This window comes from Microlunatus panaciterrae (assembly GCF_016907535.1).
Taxonomy (GTDB): Bacteria; Actinomycetota; Actinomycetes; order Propionibacteriales; family Propionibacteriaceae; genus Microlunatus; species Microlunatus panaciterrae.
In genome coordinates this window covers 2,625,169-2,640,587 of the sequence record NZ_JAFBCF010000001.1, presented here as the reverse complement: position 1 = coordinate 2,640,587, position 15,419 = coordinate 2,625,169, and the positions used below count along the sequence as shown (strand labels likewise).

Sequence of the window (15,419 nt, the reverse complement as noted above, 5' to 3'; positions counted from 1 at the left end):
CACCGAGTCCGGGCGAAAGAAAGTCAGCATGTGACGACTTTTCGGCCAAGGCCGACCGCTCAACGGCCACGGTAGGACGCGGTGGACTCACGCACGACCAGCCGGGCCGGCATCAGGATCGGCTGGTAGTTCTCCGGCTGGCCGTCGCGGGCGCGTGCCAGCAGGTGACTGACCGCCGCCTCCCCGAGCGAGACCAGCGGAGCGGCCAGGGTGGTGAGCCGGGGGGTGACCAGGGCCGAGTCCAGGATGTTGTCGAACCCGATCACCGATACGTCTGCGGGGATGCTGCAACCGGCCTCGGTCACCGCGCGCATGAACCCGATGGCGACCAGGTCGTTGTAGGCCAGCACGGCCGACGTCGGTCGTTCCAGCCACTGCTCGGCCAGTGCCCCACCACCGCGCAGGGTCGGCTGGCACGGGCCCAACCGGCGGACCTGGATCGACAGCTCCTCCCCCGCCTCGCGCAGCCCGCGCCACCGCATGCCATCGGCCCAGGACGCGTCCGGGCCGGCCAGATAGCAGATCGACCGGTGTCCCAGCTCGCCCAGGTGCTCGGCGGCGCGCTTCGCCGCCTTCACGTTGTCACTCATCACCGACGGCACCTGGCCGACGACCCGGTTCAGCACCACCAGCGGTCGTTGCTTCGCGGCACCCCGGATGGCCGAGTCCGGCATCCGGGAGCTGGTCAGCATCACCCCGTCGACGAACGGCAGCAGCCTGGTCAGCGTCTCGTGCTCGGCCTCCTCAGACTCCTGGGTCTCGACGACCAGCAGGGTGTAGCCGGCGCTCTTGGCGGTCCGCTCCGCGCCGCGGATCATGCCGAAAAAAGCCGGGTTGGTGATGTCGGCGACCACCATCGCCAGCATCCGGCTGCGGCCCGCGGGCACCGTACGCCGGATCGACCCCGCCCGGTAGCCGAGCTCCTCGGCTGCCTCGCGGATGCGCTCCGCGGTCTTGAAGCTGACCCGGCCCGGACGAGACAGCGCGCGGGAGACGGTCGAGGCGGCCACTCCGGCGGCCTTGGCGACGTCATAGATCGTCGCCGCGCCCGCGGGCGGCGGCGGATCGGCGGGCTCCTCACCCGGTGACGCCTCGTTGCGGCCCTCCACGGCGGCCACCTCCTTCGACCGCCACGCTAGGCGCTCGTGCCGCACCAGGCAAAGCGCCACCGGTACCGACGCGTTGCGCAACCCGGAGCGGTGGCGCGGGCGTTCGGGGTCAGCAGTAAGTTGTTGGCTGTGACTGAGACGATTCAGGCGATGAGCCGTTCGGACGATGACCACCTGCTGACGCCCGAGCTGCGCGAGTCGGTGCGACGGGTGGCTGCGACGATCGAGGACAGCGGACCGCTGGGCGTGGCCTACTCCGGTGGCGTCGACTCGGCCGTGCTGCTGGCGCTGGCGGTCCGTACGCTGGGTCCTGACCGGGTAGTGGCCATTCTCGGCGTCTCGCCCAGCCTCGCTGCGGACGAGCGTGCCGCCGCCCACGAGGTGGCCCGGTTCATCGGCGCCCGGGTGATCGAGGTGGAGACCTTCGAGGGCCAGAACGCGGCCTACCGCGCCAACGGCCCCGACCGCTGCTTCCACTGCAAGGACGAGCTGTTCAACCGGATCTCCGACGACGTCGTCGAGGCCCACCGGCTGACGGCGGTGGCTTACGGGGAGAACGCCGACGACGCCCGTCGACCCGATCGTCCGGGCGCCCAGGCGGCGACCAACCACCGGGTGCTGCGGCCGCTGGCCGAGGCGGGTCTGACCAAGAAGGCGGTACGTGAGATCGCGCGTGCCCTGGCTCTGCCGTGCGCCGACAAGCCGGCCGCGCCCTGCCTGGCGTCCAGGATCCCCCACCACCAGGAGGTCACCCCGGAGAAGCTGCGCCAGGTGGAGCAGGCCGAGTCGGGCCTGCGCTCACTGGGGTTCGCCGACTCGAGGGTCCGCCACCACGGTGAGATCGCCCGGCTCGAGCTGATGCCGGCCGACCTCGCCCGAGCCGTCGAGCCGCAGGTGCGCGACGCGATCCACGAGGTGGTCATCCGCGCCGGATTCCGGTTCGCTGCCCTCGACCTGGCCGGGATCCAGTCGGGCGCGTTCACCCTGGCCCTGCTGGAGGTGCAGCGTGGCTGAGCTGTCCGAGCAGAAGTGGCAGCCGCCGGTCGAGCTCGAGGCGCTGGCCCATCTCGATCATGACCGGGCGCTCCGACGGGGCTATCCGGAGGCCATCTACTGCGAATACAAGTCGATCGTGCAGATCCGGGCGATCGCCGCCGCCGTACGCGACCGGGCCCACGAGCAGAGTGGCGTGATCAGCCCGGTGCTGTTCACCCGGGCCTCAGCGGAGCAGGCGGAGGCTGTGCTGGCCGAGCTGCCCGATGCCGTACACCATGAGGACGCCAAGCTGGTGGTGTGGCCGACGACTCCGCCGGAGCCGACCGGCGGCCTGGTCGTCGTCGCCGCTGCCGGCACCTCCGACCTCGCCGTGGCCCGGGAGGCCGAGCTGACGGCACGCTACCTGGGTCGACGGACCGTGCTGGTGGTCGACGTAGGTGTGGCCGGGCTGCATCGCGTACTGGGCCGGCTCGACGTGCTCCGGGAGGCTGCTGTGGTGGTGGTGGTGGCCGGCATGGACGGTGCCCTGCCGTCCGTGGTCGCCGGCCTGGTCCGGACCCCGGTGGTGGCGGTGCCGACCTCGGTCGGCTACGGCGCCGCGTTCGAGGGGCTGGCCCCCCTGCTCAGCATGCTCAACTCCTGCTCCCCCGGGGTCGGTGTCGTCAACATCGACAACGGGTACGGAGGTGGCCACCTGGCGGCTCAGATCGCCGCCAACGGCAACCCGGACACAGCGTGAGCTCGCCCGCTCCTGCTCAGGCCGTACACGCCTGGCTGGATGTGACCGCCGGCGTCGCGGGTGACATGCTGCTCGGCGCCCTGGTGGACGCCGGCGCGGACCTGGACCGCGTCCAGGCGGCGGTGGACGCCGTCGTCCCACGCTCGGTCCGGCTGACCCGAACCGAGGTGAACCGTGGCGGCCAGCGGTCCGGCAAGGTCGAGGTGGACGTGCTTGTCGACGACCCGCCGCACCGCACCTGGGCGTCGATCCGTGCTCTGCTCGCCGACGCCGACCTGGCGCCCATCACCAGACAGCGGGCACTGGCCACCTTCTCCCTGCTGGCCGACGCCGAGGGCTTTGTGCACGGCATTCCGCCGGCGGACGTCCACTTCCATGAGGTGGGTGCGCTCGACTCCATCGCCGACGTGGTCGGCTGCTGTGAGGCACTCCGGTTGCTGGGGGTGGGCACGGTCACCGCCTCACCGCTGGCGGTGGGTGCCGGTCGGGTCCGGATCGCCCATGGTGACATCCCGGTCCCGGTGCCTGCCGTGGCCCAGCTGGCCCGGGACTGGCCGCTGGTGGCCAACCCGCGCCGCACCGGCGACGACCCGCGACCGGTGGGCGAGTTGGCCACCCCGACCGGTGTGGCGCTGGTTCGGGCTCTGGCCGAGCGCTGCGAGGACGGGCCGTCGTTCACGCTCCGTACGGTGGGGGTCGGGGCGGGCAACAAGGACTTCGATGGCTGGCCGAATGTGGTCCGGGTGCTGGTCGGCGCTCCCGCCGGAGCCCCGGCAGCCGCACAGAGGGGTTCGGCGCCCGCTCTGGCCTCAGCGGTGGACGGTGACCTGGAACAGGCCGTCCAGCTCGAGGCGAACGTGGATGATCTGGACCCGCGGCTGTGGCCCGGGGTGCTGGAGGCGCTGCTGTCGGCCGGTGCCATGGATGCCTGGCTGGTGCCGATCCTGATGAAGAAGGGCCGGCCGGCGCACACGCTGTGCGCATTGGCCGCTGCCGACCGGGCCGACCGGATCGCCGACGTGATCTTCGCCCAGACCAGCACCATCGGCATCCGCCAGCACGCGGTGGCCCGGCGGGTGCTGGCCCGTCGCAGTGCCCGGGTGCAGGTGGCGGGTCAGGACGTGACGGTGAAGATCTCGCACCGGAGCGGCCGGATCGTCCAGGCCACCCCCGAGTTCGACGAGGTGGCGGCGCTTGCATCCACGCAAGGGCTACCGGTGGCCGATCTGCATGCCGAGGCCAACGCGGCTGTTGTGCGGGCCCGGTTGACGGCGGGCGCTCCGCTGCCGACCCCCGAGGTCAGCGCCGGTCATGGCCACGATCACCCACATGATCATGGCCACGGGCACGGGCACTCGCACGACCACGGGCACGCGCACTGATTCACCCCGCCGGCTGAGCGAGACGACGGCGTACCCGCTGAGCCGGTTCACCCGTAGAGGCTCAAGTCCAACCCGCCCGCCAGGCGGTCAGATGCGTCAGAGCCCGTTGCGCCAACTCGTCCTGGGTAGGAGCAAAGGGGCGCCAGATCGAGGCAGCAGTGGCAATAGAGGCGTTGTCGGCCGTGAACGACTCGAACCCCAACATGCCGCGATACCCGATGCGTTGCAGGCAGCTCCTGATGTCCTCCCAATCCAGGTGATCCTCGCCGGGCGCGCCACGATCATTACCGCACACTTGTAGATGGAGTAGCCGGGCACCGACAACATCGAAGGCGTCGCGAAAGCTCTTCTCCTCGATGTTCATGTGATAGGTGTCGAGATTCACCCCGATGGTCTCAGCCGGTAATGGATCGATCAGCTCCATCACCTGCTCGGCGGTCGTGAGCAGGCTCGTCTCGTAGCGGTTCAGGGGTTCGACCGCGAGGCGGACTCCTCTGGCGCCGGCATAGTCACACAAGGGCGCCAGGGACTCGCGCAACTGCTCCAAGGCCGCCCGTCGTTCGTCCGCGCTCATCCGCCAGGTCCGGCCGACAGAGGTGTACATCGGACCGATCACCATCGGCGCACCTTGCCGTTCGGCGATGTCGATCACCGCACGTACGTAGTCTTGAGTCGCTTCGATGACCGACGCCTCCGCGCAGGCCAGTTCACGCCCCGGGCCGAACACGGCGCCCACAACCGAGCGCAAACCGAGTGACTGCAACAGTTCCCCAGCGCGGCCGGGGTCCCAGTCACCAACATCCTCACAGGCGATCTCGACCCCGTCGTAGCCCCAGCGCGAGAGTTTGTCGAGAGTCTCGGCGAGCAGCACGTCGTTGACCGGTGAGTGCCAGACAAACGTATTCACCGCAATCGGCAACCGATCCGCCAGAGATGTCGCTTCCGCCGCTGTGGTCATGATCAACTCCCGCCCTTCAGCGTTCGCACGTAGTCTCCGTTGTGCGCGGTTGCCTGATCCGGATCTGTCTCGGCCGCAGCCGACTCGTCTTCAAAGGTGACCCAGCCGGTGAAGTCAGTCGCCGCCAGATGCTCCAGGACGCCGCGGACGTCGACGACGCCTGCTCCGGTTTCCGCCCACGTCCCATCTTCCGCGACATCTTTGACATGTACATGGTCAATTCGATCCCGCCATTGCCGGATGACGGTCAGGGGATCCATCCCGCCTCGAGCGATGTGTCCGATATCGGGCGTGTAGCCAATGAGGTCGGGCAGCAGATCAGCCATCCGGCGATAGTCCTCGGCTGTCCGAAATACCGACCCTGTCGGCGAGTTGGGATGAAAGGTGCAGTGGACTCCCACATCGGCGGCGCGCTTGGCGACCGCCTCCATGCATGCCATGGCGTTGACCTGACGCTCCGCCAGGTCGGAGCGATCGGCACCGGGGAACGGGCAGAGGACGAGCTTTGCGCCCCCGGATGCTGCGACGGCCTTGATCACTGATTCGGCATCGGCCCGTTCGCTCTCTGTCTCGCAGGGACCACGCCACTCTTCGACCAAGACCATTGCAGCCAGCGAAAGTCCGTGCTGATCAAGGATGTGGCGCAGCCTGGAGACACTCCAGTCATCACCGAGCATCACCAACTCGGGTTCGAATCCGGTGAAGCCGGCCCGAGAGGCAACCGAAGCCATATGCTCCACCTGGCCACGGTAGCGATCGATGCTCATCTGCCAACTGTAGGTCTGGCATGCATAGCTCAAATCCGCCACTGATGTCACTTCAACCATTCCTCCACATAGTCATTGAACCGCTGCAGCTCTTCCCAGTGGTGTACGTGTCCGCTCTCGTCGAAGATCTCCAAGCGGGCACCCGGGATCTCCTCCGCCACTGTCCTGCTGAGTCGTATCGGGACAAAGCGGTCCAGCCGTCCCGCAGTGACCAACGTGGGAACGGCAATCCCGCCCAGCCGATCCAGGGTGTCATGCGTGAGGCATGCCTGCACCTGAGCGGCGAGTGCGTCCGGACCGACTGACGGGGGCACCTGCCTGGCCATCGTCAGATCGTGGTCATGGCTGCTGAACCAATCCGGCGTCCACACCAGCGTCTGCAGGAACATGTTGAACGTTGCCTCGTCGGCGCTACTGCGGACGAAGTCGATCAACGTCAAGATGTCGCGTGTGTAGGGGTCGGCTCCGGCCCAGGTGGCAACCAGCACCAAACGCTCGACGAGCTCAGGATGACGCAGTGCAAGCTCTTGCGCGATCGCGCCGCCCATCGAGATGCCGACCACCCGACAGACTCCAAGATCGAGCTTTCGGATCAGATTCGCGTAGTCGTCGGCCAACTCCGCGGTGGTGTAGGGGCCGAGAGGCGCCGGCGATTCGCCGGCCCCTCTGTTGTCGACAGCGAGACACCGGAAGGTCCGCGACCACTGATCGACGTGGGGGCGCCAGGCCGCGCCCGAGGCGTTCAAGCCCATGATGAGGATGACGGGATCGCCCTTGCCGGACTCTGTGTGGGCCAGCTCGACCGGGGCCGGCCCGCTGCTCAAGGTCGACCACCAAGTGTCCAGGCCACAGCATTGACCAGCAGCCTGCGGACTGCATCCTCGGCAAGGTCCTCGACATGGCCCAGGCTGGTGTAGAACGTACGGCGCCCCTGAGGGGTGCCGTACCAGGCCACCGGTCCCTGATCGGGCTGGGTCTCGGGATCGACCGGATTCCCGCTGAGGATCGGGTGCGCCCAACCCGCGAGCTCAGTGCGATAGAGCCAGGAGCGCACATGGAACTCTCGCGGCAACCCTTGCACCAGGTCAGCGGGAGCGTCGTCCAACACTGCGACATCGGTGCTCGAGCTGTGTCCGTGATGGCTGATCCAGGGCGAACCGAGGACGTCGCGGCCGAAGGAGTCATTCCAGGAGTACCACCTAGACCCCGGTTCAAACCGGAATGCGTGGGTGGATGTACGCAACCCGACCACTCCACCACCTCCCTGAAGATAGGAATCCAGTGCCACCATGTCCGCATCAATCAAGCGGCGGAACCTGGTGTAAATGATCAATAGATCCGCGTCCGACAGCGTCGACAGGTCACCGAAGCTGGATTCAGGAAAATCCGGCTCATCGGCAATGACCGATGGTTCCCTGTAGTCGATCGACACGTCCAGCGCCGAGGCCAGTAGGTCAGCTATCGGGCGCATCGAATCCTGTGCGCCATATTCAGGTTCGCCAGCCAAGACAACGATCTTCTTCATGCTGCATCAACCGCTTCCGAACCGAAGGGATAGAGGACGATCTTTCCACATTCTCCGCGATCCTGAAGATCCATTGCCCTGGCCACGTCGTCCAGCGACATTCGGTGTGTGATCATCAGGTCGATGGCCGGTCCTGACTTGCGGATCATGGTCCACATGTCCTGCAGGAAATGCTGGTGGTTCCAGTGCCAGCAACCGTGGACCTCTAGACCGGCTGGCACGATCGCTGGGAGGACGACTTCGGGTGTCCATGCGACGATCGCCATCCGCCCGCGAGTCCTGATGGCGTCGGCGAGCAACCGCGCGGCCGTAGGCGCGCCGCTCGTCTCGATTCCGACGGAGGCTCCGCGGCCCTGTGTCAGGCTGGCGATCTGTTCGGGGACGCCGCTCTCGCGCGGGTCAAAAACATGACTGGCGCCCAGCTTGGCGGCCAGTGCGGAGCGATAGGACTGCGTCTCAAGCGCGATCACCTCTGCCCCCCTGGTGACTCCCTGGATGACTGCGCCCAGACCCACGGGCCCACAACCTGAGACGGCAGCGCTGTCCAAGGCGGAAGTCCCGAGTCGTTGATGCGCGGTGAAAGTGGGCCCGAAACCGCAGCAAGCCATCGACGCGTGCTCAAGCGAAATGTCGTCGGGAACCTTGATCAGCAACCAGTCCGGCTTGATCACATACTGCGCGATCGTGCCCCTGCCGTGGCTCGACCCGGACTCTGCAAGGGGGTCGCGCTGATTGGGGCAGTGGATGTGTTCGCCACGCAGGCACAACCAGCAGCGTCCGCAGGCGAACTGTGGCATCACCACGACGCGATCGCCTTCGCTCACCAACTGTGAGGATGCAGCATCGACCACCACCCCAGCGGCCTCGTGGCCCAGTTCATCGGAGAGATGTCCCGCTCTCCTTGACTTGAACTCGGTACATAACGGTGAGACCAGTATCTTCACCACCACGAGGTCGCGTCCACCACGCGCCTGTGGTGCCTCCTGATCCCGGATGACAATGGTGCCAGGGCCGGTAATTGCTGCTGCTTTCATTGGGCGTCCACTTCCAGTGCTGTCATGCGGTAGAGAAGCTGATGAACATAGGGCACGGACAGTCGACCATCCTTTTCGGTTGTCGGGCAGAAGCAGAAATCGACCGTCCACCAGGGCAATGAGAGTGCTTCATCCCGGATGCCCCCGACGACATGGTCGAAGTCAATGTGGCCCTTTCCGAACGGAAGATGGGCACTGGTCTCGTCGTCGTGCAGGGACCCGTCGCTGTCAATCAGATGCAGATGCCCCAGTTGCCCCGAGAGCAGCTGGGCATACTCAGCTACCCCACCGGCCAGAAGTTCCGGCTCGGCACCCTGCCTTGCTCCCATCACCGCCCCCGTGTAGGCGTGCGAGGTGTCGAAGAGAACTTTGAAGTTGGGGTGATCCACCGCCTCGAGTAGGCGCAGCACTTCGCTCGGGCGATTGAGCCAGAACCCCGGCTCAAACTCCCACACCAGGAGCACACCCCGATCCTCCGCCCTAGCCGCGGCCGCTCGCCAGGCAGCCGCCAGCCGGGCCAATCGCCCAGCCTCGATTGGCCCCGGTGGAGAGATGGTGTCGGTTCGGAGAATGCTGATGTCCAGGCGGTTACAGAAGGCCAAGGTGCTGTCCACCCGCGCGAGGTAGTCCTTGATCGGCACGTCGGCGGGTGGCGTGCTGCGGAAGTCAGGAGCATAGGCAGAAATTCCGAGCCCGAGCTGCTGGAGCAGGTCGCGGACCGGTTCGCAGTCCACATCCGTTGCATGGTCCTCGTCATGCGGGTGGGGACGGAACCCGTTGATCTCGATCCCGTCAAAACCTGCCTCGGCCACATAGCGGCAGGTGCGTTCGAAACTCCAAGGGTCCGCCTCGAACGGCCCAAAGGCAAAGGCCCAGCTCCCGAACGCGATTCGCGGCAACGAGCTTCGCGTTTCGTCTCCTTGAGTCGCGGAGCCGCTGAGATCAGTAGACATCGACACCTCCTGAGGATGTAGCGGACGACGACTCATTCATGCCTGCAGCAGTGGTTGGGTCTCGGTCTGGATCTGACCGAGTACTTTGGCGACGTCAGACTCCTTGTTCGCCCACAGGTTGTCCATGTTCTTCGTGTAGACCGAACTGTCCCAGCGACCGTAGTTGGGGAAGTAGCGAGGATGCGTGCCCGCCGACTTCCCGAGGTCATAGAAGGTGTGCTTGTAGGCCGTTGGATCGAGCACGTCCTTGGAGGGCACACCGTCTTTCCAGTACTTGGTGTTGGAGACGAACATCGATCCCATTTTGGCCGTGACGGGGAGGGACTTGGGATCGCTCAGCGCATACTTTATGAACTCGTAGGTCACGTCAGGATGCCGCGATCCCTTGGGGATAGCGAATGCTGAGCCTCCGACTCCCTGGAATCGGCCGGCAGGTCCGGTCGGCATCGGTGCCACGGTCCAGCGGAACCTGCCCTTGATGAGGTCCTCCATAACGAAGGCGGCATCGTTGAGTGAGTGCAGCATCGCCACCTTGCCGCTGGAGAAGAAAGCGGAGGTGTCCCCGCTACCCCCGGTAGCAGCAGTGATCTGGCTGTTACTGGGCATGACCTTGTGGGTCCAGATCGCGTCGTAGAGATACTGATAGGCAGCGATCGTCCCGGGGTCCGTGTAGTGCATCTCCAGCGGATCCCCAGACACGAACTCGCCACCGAAGGCCTTGACTGTGGCATAGCTGAAGTAGCTGTCGGTGGGCAGAGACAGGCCCCATTGCTTGCCTGGTGTGCCTGCTTTGGCCGTCAGCTTCTTGGCCGCTTCGAGCAGGTCGTCATACGTCCAGCTCTCGTCTGGGACCTGGACGCCCGCCTTCTCCAGCCAATCGAGGTTGATGTACAGGCCCCCCGCTGCCCAGTCGTACGGGAAGGCATACTGCTTGTCCTGATAGCGGAAGGAGTCCACCTGAGACCGGTAGAACTCGTCCGGCCATCCTTCTGGCGTAGCCTTCGTAAGGTACTCGTCCAACGGCTGCAACAGCCCTTGGGAGGCGAAGAGCGAGAGTCGGGTGTCGTGCATCCAACACATGTCAGGGGCTGCATCAGCGGCGACCGAAGTCTGCAGTTTGGTCCAGTACTGTTCCCAGTCGATTCCGAAGTCGACAGACCACTTCATGTCCGGATACTTCTTGAAGAAGTTGCCGAGGTGAAGATTCCACTTCTTCATCTCGTCCTTCCCCTCCCACGTCATGGCCTTCCATTGCCCCGTGGTCGATGCAGCGACGTTCTTGGAGCTGTCCTTCGTGCAGCCGGTGAGCCATGGCAGGGCGAGTCCGCCCGCCGCTGCCGCGGTGCCAGTCAAGAGACGGCGTCTGCTGAGTTGTGGGCTTGAGAGCTTTCCGGGAATGGTCATGATGTCTCCTTTGACTTGAGGCTTGATGGGTAGAAGGCGTCGCCGCCGGTTGACAGAGCTAGCCCTTGATTCCAGTGGTGACGATGCCCTTGACGTAGTACTTCTGGCCCAGAATGAAGAGGACAAGGACCGGGATGATCGTGAACGTGGCACTGGCCATCACCTGGTTCCACGGGGTCCGCCCCGACAGCCGCGACTGGAACATGGTGAGCCCGAGCGGCAGAGTCTTCTGATCGATCGAGCTGATCGAGATGAGCGGCCAGAGGAACTCGTTCCAGGAACCCAGGAACGTGAAAATCGCCAGCGTCGCGATGACGGGTTTCATCAGCGGTAGCACGATCCGCCAGTAGATGCCGAAGAACCCGCAGCCGTCGACGCGTGCCGCCTCTTCGAGTTCCCGAGGCAGTGTGAGGATGAACTGGCGCATCAGGAAGGTGCCTGCTGGGGTGAACACCGCGGGGAGGATCAAGGACCACAGAGTGTCGACGAGCTGAAGATTCTTCATGATCACGAACAGCGGCACCATGAGCACCGGAAACGGGATCATCATTGTCGCGAGGTACGCCAGGAAGATCTTGTCGCGCCCGGGGTACCGGAGCCGCGCGAAGGAGTAGCCGGCCAGCGAGCAAGTGAGAATGACTCCGACCGTTGTTGCGACAGCCACGATCGCGCTGTTGAGGAAGAAGATGTCGAACGGGAGGGCGTTCCAGGCGTCAGCGTAGTTGGACCATTTGATCTGTTGAGGAATGAACTTGGGTGGAAAGTCATAGATCTCGGAGATGTCCTTGAACGAACTCGACACCATCCACGCGAACGGAGCGAAGAAGAGGATGCCGATCAAGGTCGAGGCGCCAGTTGCGAGCGCGTTGCCGATTCTGCGTCGTGTCTTCTTGCTCATTACGTGCTGATTGACTGTGGCGCTGGATGTGCGGTTCATGTCAGGCTCCTCCTCTGCTTGTGAATCAGTTCGCCGACAGGCTTGGGCCGCGGGAGTTGACGCGCCACATCAACGCGGTGATGAGCGAGATAACGAGGAAGAGGGCCACGGCCAGCGTGGCCGCATAGCCCATGTTGAACCACTGGAAACCCTGCTGGTAGATGTACATCACGATGGTGGTGGTTGCGTATGCAGGACCGCCCTTCGTCATGACGTAGAACTGGTCAAAGCCCTGCATCGCGCCTATGAACGAGATCACAATGATGTAGAAGGTCGCAGGCGCGATCGTCGGCACTGTGACGTGGGTAACTCGTTGAAGCCAGTTGGCTCCATCGATCTTCGCCGACTCGTAATACTCTTCCGGCACCCCTTGGAGGGCGGCAAGGAAGATCAGCATCGGGTAACCGATGCCCTTCCAGTCGCTCATGATGATGATCGCCGGCATCGCCCAGGTAGGGCTCTGCAGCCAATCTGGACCGTCGATGCCAAAGAGTCCGACGACATAGTTGATCAGGCCGAGGTCGGGGTTATAGATCCAAGACCAAACGATGGCTATCGCCACCGTCAAGGTCACATACGGCAGAAAGTAGATGGTGCGGAAGAACTTGACGCCGCGCATACCTCGGTTCAACAACAATGCCAACCAGAAGGCGATGAAGATGGCGATGGGCACAGCACCGATCGTGTAGTAAGCGGTGTTGCCCAACGTCTTCCAGAACAGCTGGTCGCTGACCATCTGCTGGTAGTTCTTCCCGCCAGTGAATGCCGGCGGGAGGATGAGATTCCATTTGGTGAACGTCAACGCCAGGCAGGCAGCGATGGGAACCAGGCTGAAGATGAGGAAGCCCAGGAGGTTCGGAAGCAGGAAGAGGTAGCCGGCCCGGGCCTCGACCCTGGCTTGGCGAGTCATCCGGAATTTGCGTGGCCGGTCGGCACCGCTGACGCGCTGCGCAGACATCGACACATCGCCTGCTCCCCGCCCGGGGCCGTCCCCACCAGCCAGCCTAGCCAACGTCATCGTTTCTCCAGCCCCTGCTTGCATCCGTCACCGAAAATGGCGTTCTGTGGAGTGTTCAAGTGGCCTCAGGCTATGACCGCCAGATCGGCAGGGCCTTGGAAACTTGTGCCTATGTCATGGAAATTCCTGCTCGATCCCGCTCTTCTTGCAGCAGCGGGCACATGGACGCGCGTGAGCATGGGCGGCTATTCTGCTTGCACACTCGACAAATGCTGCAGCTGCTTGGTCGTCAGAATCGACCATGGTGCATTGCCAGCCATGGAAAGAAGAGCACACCGTTGCCCACATCCAAACCGATTCAGCAGGTAGCCTTGTTATTCCGGGTAACCATGGATGCCATGAACGAGCTGGGCAACTTGTTCTTTGTGAAGGACGATCAGCGTCGCTTCGTGCTGTGCACGGACGCGCTCGTGCGCCATCTCGGTTATCGCCACGCCCGCCAGGTGATCGGGCTCAGGGACGAAGACATCTCACCGGCCCACCTGGTCGAGCACTACCGTCAATACGACGAGGACATTTTGCAGGCAGGAAGGCGGGTCGTCGACCTCGTCGAGCTCGTCCGCAACGTCGACGGCTCGTACGACTGGTTCACCACAACCAAGTGGCCGCTTCGAGACGAGAGGGAGGAGATCATCGGCCTGGCGGGGGTGACCAAGAGCCTGAAGCCCCGGCACAGCCTGAAGGATGAGCTTCTGCCCTTAACCGCTGCCATCGAGATGATCGCCGGGGAGTATCACCGCAAGATCACGGTTGAGGAGCTGGCCGACGCGGCAGCCATGTCGCCCAGCTACTTCACCCGACAGTTCAAACTTCATTTCGGCACGACTCCACACCGGTACCTGCGTTCGGTGCGTCTGATGGCCGTCTGTGAGCTTCTTTCCACGACTGATCTCTCCCTGACCACGGTTGCTCACCAGACCGGCTACTACGACCAGAGCCACATGTCGAACGAGTTCAGCCGGGAACGTGGCATGAGCCCAACCGCCTATCGCCAGTTGCACCGCCATCCTCACCCCTTCGCTCAGCGAGGATCCCTCGAGCGAAAGCCCCTTGCCATCCAGATCGATCTTTCGGTCGAGGGCGCTTCACGGCCCGGTCAGTGACTGGCGATCAGGGAGCTTGGCTCAGTCGGTGCCGGACTCCATCGCCGCACGGTCCAGCGCCTCCGACTCGGCGTCCTCCGGGCCGGTCCCGAGCGAGGCGATGGCCTCTGACCCGCCGACCTCGAGGGTGCCCACCAACGCGGTGTGGGCCTTGCCCACGAGCCCGAGGGCTGAGTACTGCTCCAGCTTGGCCCGCGAGTCCGCGATGTCCAGGTTGCGCATGGTGAGCTGGCCGATCCGGTCCGAGGGCCCGAAGGCCGAGTCTTCGGTCCGCTCCATCGACAGCTTGTCGGGGTGATAGCTGAAGTTGGGCCCCTGGGTATCCAGGATCGAGTAGTCCTCACCCCGCCGAAGCCGGAGCGTCACCTCACCGCTCACCGCCGAGCCCACCCAGCGCTGCAGCGACTCACGCAACATCAGCGACTGTGGGTCCAGCCAGCGTCCCTCGTACATCAGGCGGCCGAGCCGCCGGCCCTCGCTGTGATACGTGGCGATGGTGTCCTCGTTGTGGATGGCGTTGACCAACCGTTCGTACGCGATGAACAGCAGCGCCATCCCGGGCGCCTCGTAGATGCCGCGGCTCTTGGCCTCGATGATCCGGTTCTCGATCTGGTCGGTCATGCCGAGCCCGTGGCGACCGCCGATGGCATTGGCCTCGTCCACCAGGTCGACGGCGGAGCCGAACTCCTTGCCGTTGATCGCCACCGGGCGGCCCTGCTCGAACCGCAGCGTCACCTCCTCCGGGACGATCTCCACCGAGTCGTCCCAGAACCGCACGCCCATGATCGGGTCGACGATCTCGATCCCGGTGTCGAGGTGCTCGAGCCGTTTCGCCTCGTGGGTTGCTCCCCAGATGTTGGCGTCGGTCGAGTACGCCTTCTCCGTGCTGTCGCGGTACGGGAGGTCCCGCTCAACCAGCCACTCCGACATCTCCTTGCGGCCGCCGAGCTCGCTGACGAAGGCGGTGTCGAGCCAGGGCTTGTAGATCCGCAGATGTGGGTTGGCGAGCAGCCCGTAGCGGTAGAAGCGCTCGATGTCGTTGCCCTTGAAGGTCGACCCGTCGCCCCAGATCTGTACGTCGTCCGCCAGCATCGCCCGCACCAGCAGGGTGCCCGTGACGGCACGGCCGAGTGGCGTGGTGTTGAAGTAGATCCGGCCAGCGGACCGGATATGGAACGCGCCGCAGGTGAGTGCCGCCAGGCCCTCCTCCACCAGCGCGGCCCGGCAGTCCACCAGCCGGGAGATCTCGGCCCCGTAGGCCTCGGCGCGGTGCGGGACGGACTCGATGTCCGGCTCGTCGTACTGGCCGATGTCGGCGGTGTACGTACACGGGATGGCGCCCTTCTCACGCATCCAGGCGACCGCTACGGAGGTGTCGAGACCTCCAGAGAAGGCGATGCCCACGCGCTGACCCACCGGCAGACTCGTCAAGACCTTAGACATGACGTCAATGATATGCGATGGAGTGCATACTTATGTAATCAGGGGCTGGCC

The 15,419-nt window shown here is 64.7% G+C and carries 15 protein-coding genes; 4 read left to right on the top strand and 11 right to left on the bottom strand.

All coding sequences use genetic code 11. From position 1 onward, the window contains the following. Positions 1–59 precede the first annotated feature (59 nt). Positions 60–1,109 carry a substrate-binding domain-containing protein gene (locus JOE57_RS12030; RefSeq protein ID WP_204918265.1) on the bottom strand — a complete coding sequence of 350 codons (1,050 nt, stop codon included), beginning with the start codon at positions 1,107–1,109 and terminating at the stop codon, positions 60–62. A gap of 129 nt (positions 1,110–1,238) precedes the next feature. Here JOE57_RS12030 and larE point away from each other — a divergent pair, with 129 nt between their 5' ends. From larE to larC, 3 genes are read left to right on the top strand one after another with little or no spacing between them, the layout of a single operon-like run. Then, positions 1,239–2,123 (top strand): ATP-dependent sacrificial sulfur transferase LarE, encoded by an 885-nt coding sequence (larE, locus tag JOE57_RS12025; protein ID WP_338041285.1) that lies wholly within the window; start codon positions 1,239–1,241, stop codon positions 2,121–2,123. After that, positions 2,116–2,844: a nickel pincer cofactor biosynthesis protein LarB gene (gene larB, locus JOE57_RS12020; protein ID WP_338041284.1), complete on the top strand. Its 729-nt coding sequence runs from the start codon at positions 2,116–2,118 to the stop codon at positions 2,842–2,844. The genes larE and larB overlap by 8 nt, the downstream gene beginning before the upstream one ends. Continuing rightward, positions 2,841–4,226: a nickel pincer cofactor biosynthesis protein LarC gene (larC, locus tag JOE57_RS12015; protein WP_338041283.1), complete on the top strand. Its 1,386-nt coding sequence runs from the start codon at positions 2,841–2,843 to the stop codon at positions 4,224–4,226. Before larB ends, larC begins: the two co-directional genes overlap by 4 nt. Before the next feature lie 61 nt (positions 4,227–4,287). Here the strand turns inward: larC and JOE57_RS12010 are convergent, their stop codons facing one another. From JOE57_RS12010 to JOE57_RS11970, 9 genes are all read right to left on the bottom strand, one after another. Then, positions 4,288–5,184 (bottom strand): sugar phosphate isomerase/epimerase family protein, encoded by an 897-nt coding sequence (locus tag JOE57_RS12010; protein ID WP_204918263.1) that lies wholly within the window; start codon positions 5,182–5,184, stop codon positions 4,288–4,290. A 2-nt stretch (positions 5,185–5,186) separates the two neighbouring features. Further along, positions 5,187–5,951: a sugar phosphate isomerase/epimerase family protein gene (locus JOE57_RS12005; RefSeq protein ID WP_204918261.1), complete on the bottom strand. Its 765-nt coding sequence runs from the start codon at positions 5,949–5,951 to the stop codon at positions 5,187–5,189. Positions 5,952–5,998: 47 nt separating this feature from the next. Next, a complete protein-coding gene (locus JOE57_RS12000; RefSeq protein WP_204918259.1) occupies positions 5,999–6,775 on the bottom strand; it encodes an alpha/beta fold hydrolase in 777 nt (258 codons plus the stop codon). Continuing rightward, positions 6,772–7,476 carry a ThuA domain-containing protein gene (locus JOE57_RS11995; RefSeq protein ID WP_204918257.1) on the bottom strand — a complete coding sequence of 235 codons (705 nt, stop codon included), beginning with the start codon at positions 7,474–7,476 and terminating at the stop codon, positions 6,772–6,774. Before JOE57_RS11995 ends, JOE57_RS12000 begins: the two co-directional genes overlap by 4 nt. Then, positions 7,473–8,510 (bottom strand): zinc-dependent alcohol dehydrogenase, encoded by a 1,038-nt coding sequence (locus tag JOE57_RS11990; protein ID WP_204918255.1) that lies wholly within the window; start codon positions 8,508–8,510, stop codon positions 7,473–7,475. Before JOE57_RS11990 ends, JOE57_RS11995 begins: the two co-directional genes overlap by 4 nt. Further along, complete coding sequence (locus JOE57_RS11985; RefSeq protein WP_204918253.1) at positions 8,507–9,463, bottom strand: sugar phosphate isomerase/epimerase family protein; 957 nt, start codon at positions 9,461–9,463, stop codon at positions 8,507–8,509. Before JOE57_RS11985 ends, JOE57_RS11990 begins: the two co-directional genes overlap by 4 nt. Positions 9,464–9,499: 36 nt before the next feature. Continuing rightward, positions 9,500–10,867, bottom strand: a complete 1,368-nt coding sequence (locus JOE57_RS11980; RefSeq protein WP_204918251.1) for an ABC transporter substrate-binding protein — start codon at positions 10,865–10,867, stop codon at positions 9,500–9,502. Between the two features lie 58 nt (positions 10,868–10,925). Next, positions 10,926–11,765: a carbohydrate ABC transporter permease gene (locus JOE57_RS11975; protein ID WP_204918250.1), complete on the bottom strand. Its 840-nt coding sequence runs from the start codon at positions 11,763–11,765 to the stop codon at positions 10,926–10,928. A 64-nt stretch (positions 11,766–11,829) separates the two neighbouring features. Further along, positions 11,830–12,762 (bottom strand): carbohydrate ABC transporter permease, encoded by a 933-nt coding sequence (locus JOE57_RS11970; RefSeq protein WP_204918248.1) that lies wholly within the window; start codon positions 12,760–12,762, stop codon positions 11,830–11,832. A 269-nt stretch (positions 12,763–13,031) separates the two neighbouring features. Between JOE57_RS11970 and JOE57_RS11965 the strand changes: the two genes are divergently transcribed. Beyond that, on the top strand, positions 13,032–13,925 hold the full coding sequence (locus tag JOE57_RS11965; RefSeq protein ID WP_204918246.1) for an AraC family transcriptional regulator: 894 nt from the start codon (positions 13,032–13,034) through the stop codon (positions 13,923–13,925). Between the two features lie 21 nt (positions 13,926–13,946). Here JOE57_RS11965 and argG read toward each other — a convergent pair whose 3' ends face one another. Next, on the bottom strand, positions 13,947–15,368 hold the full coding sequence (argG, locus tag JOE57_RS11960) for an argininosuccinate synthase (protein ID WP_204918244.1): 1,422 nt from the start codon (positions 15,366–15,368) through the stop codon (positions 13,947–13,949). Positions 15,369–15,419 lie beyond the last annotated feature (51 nt).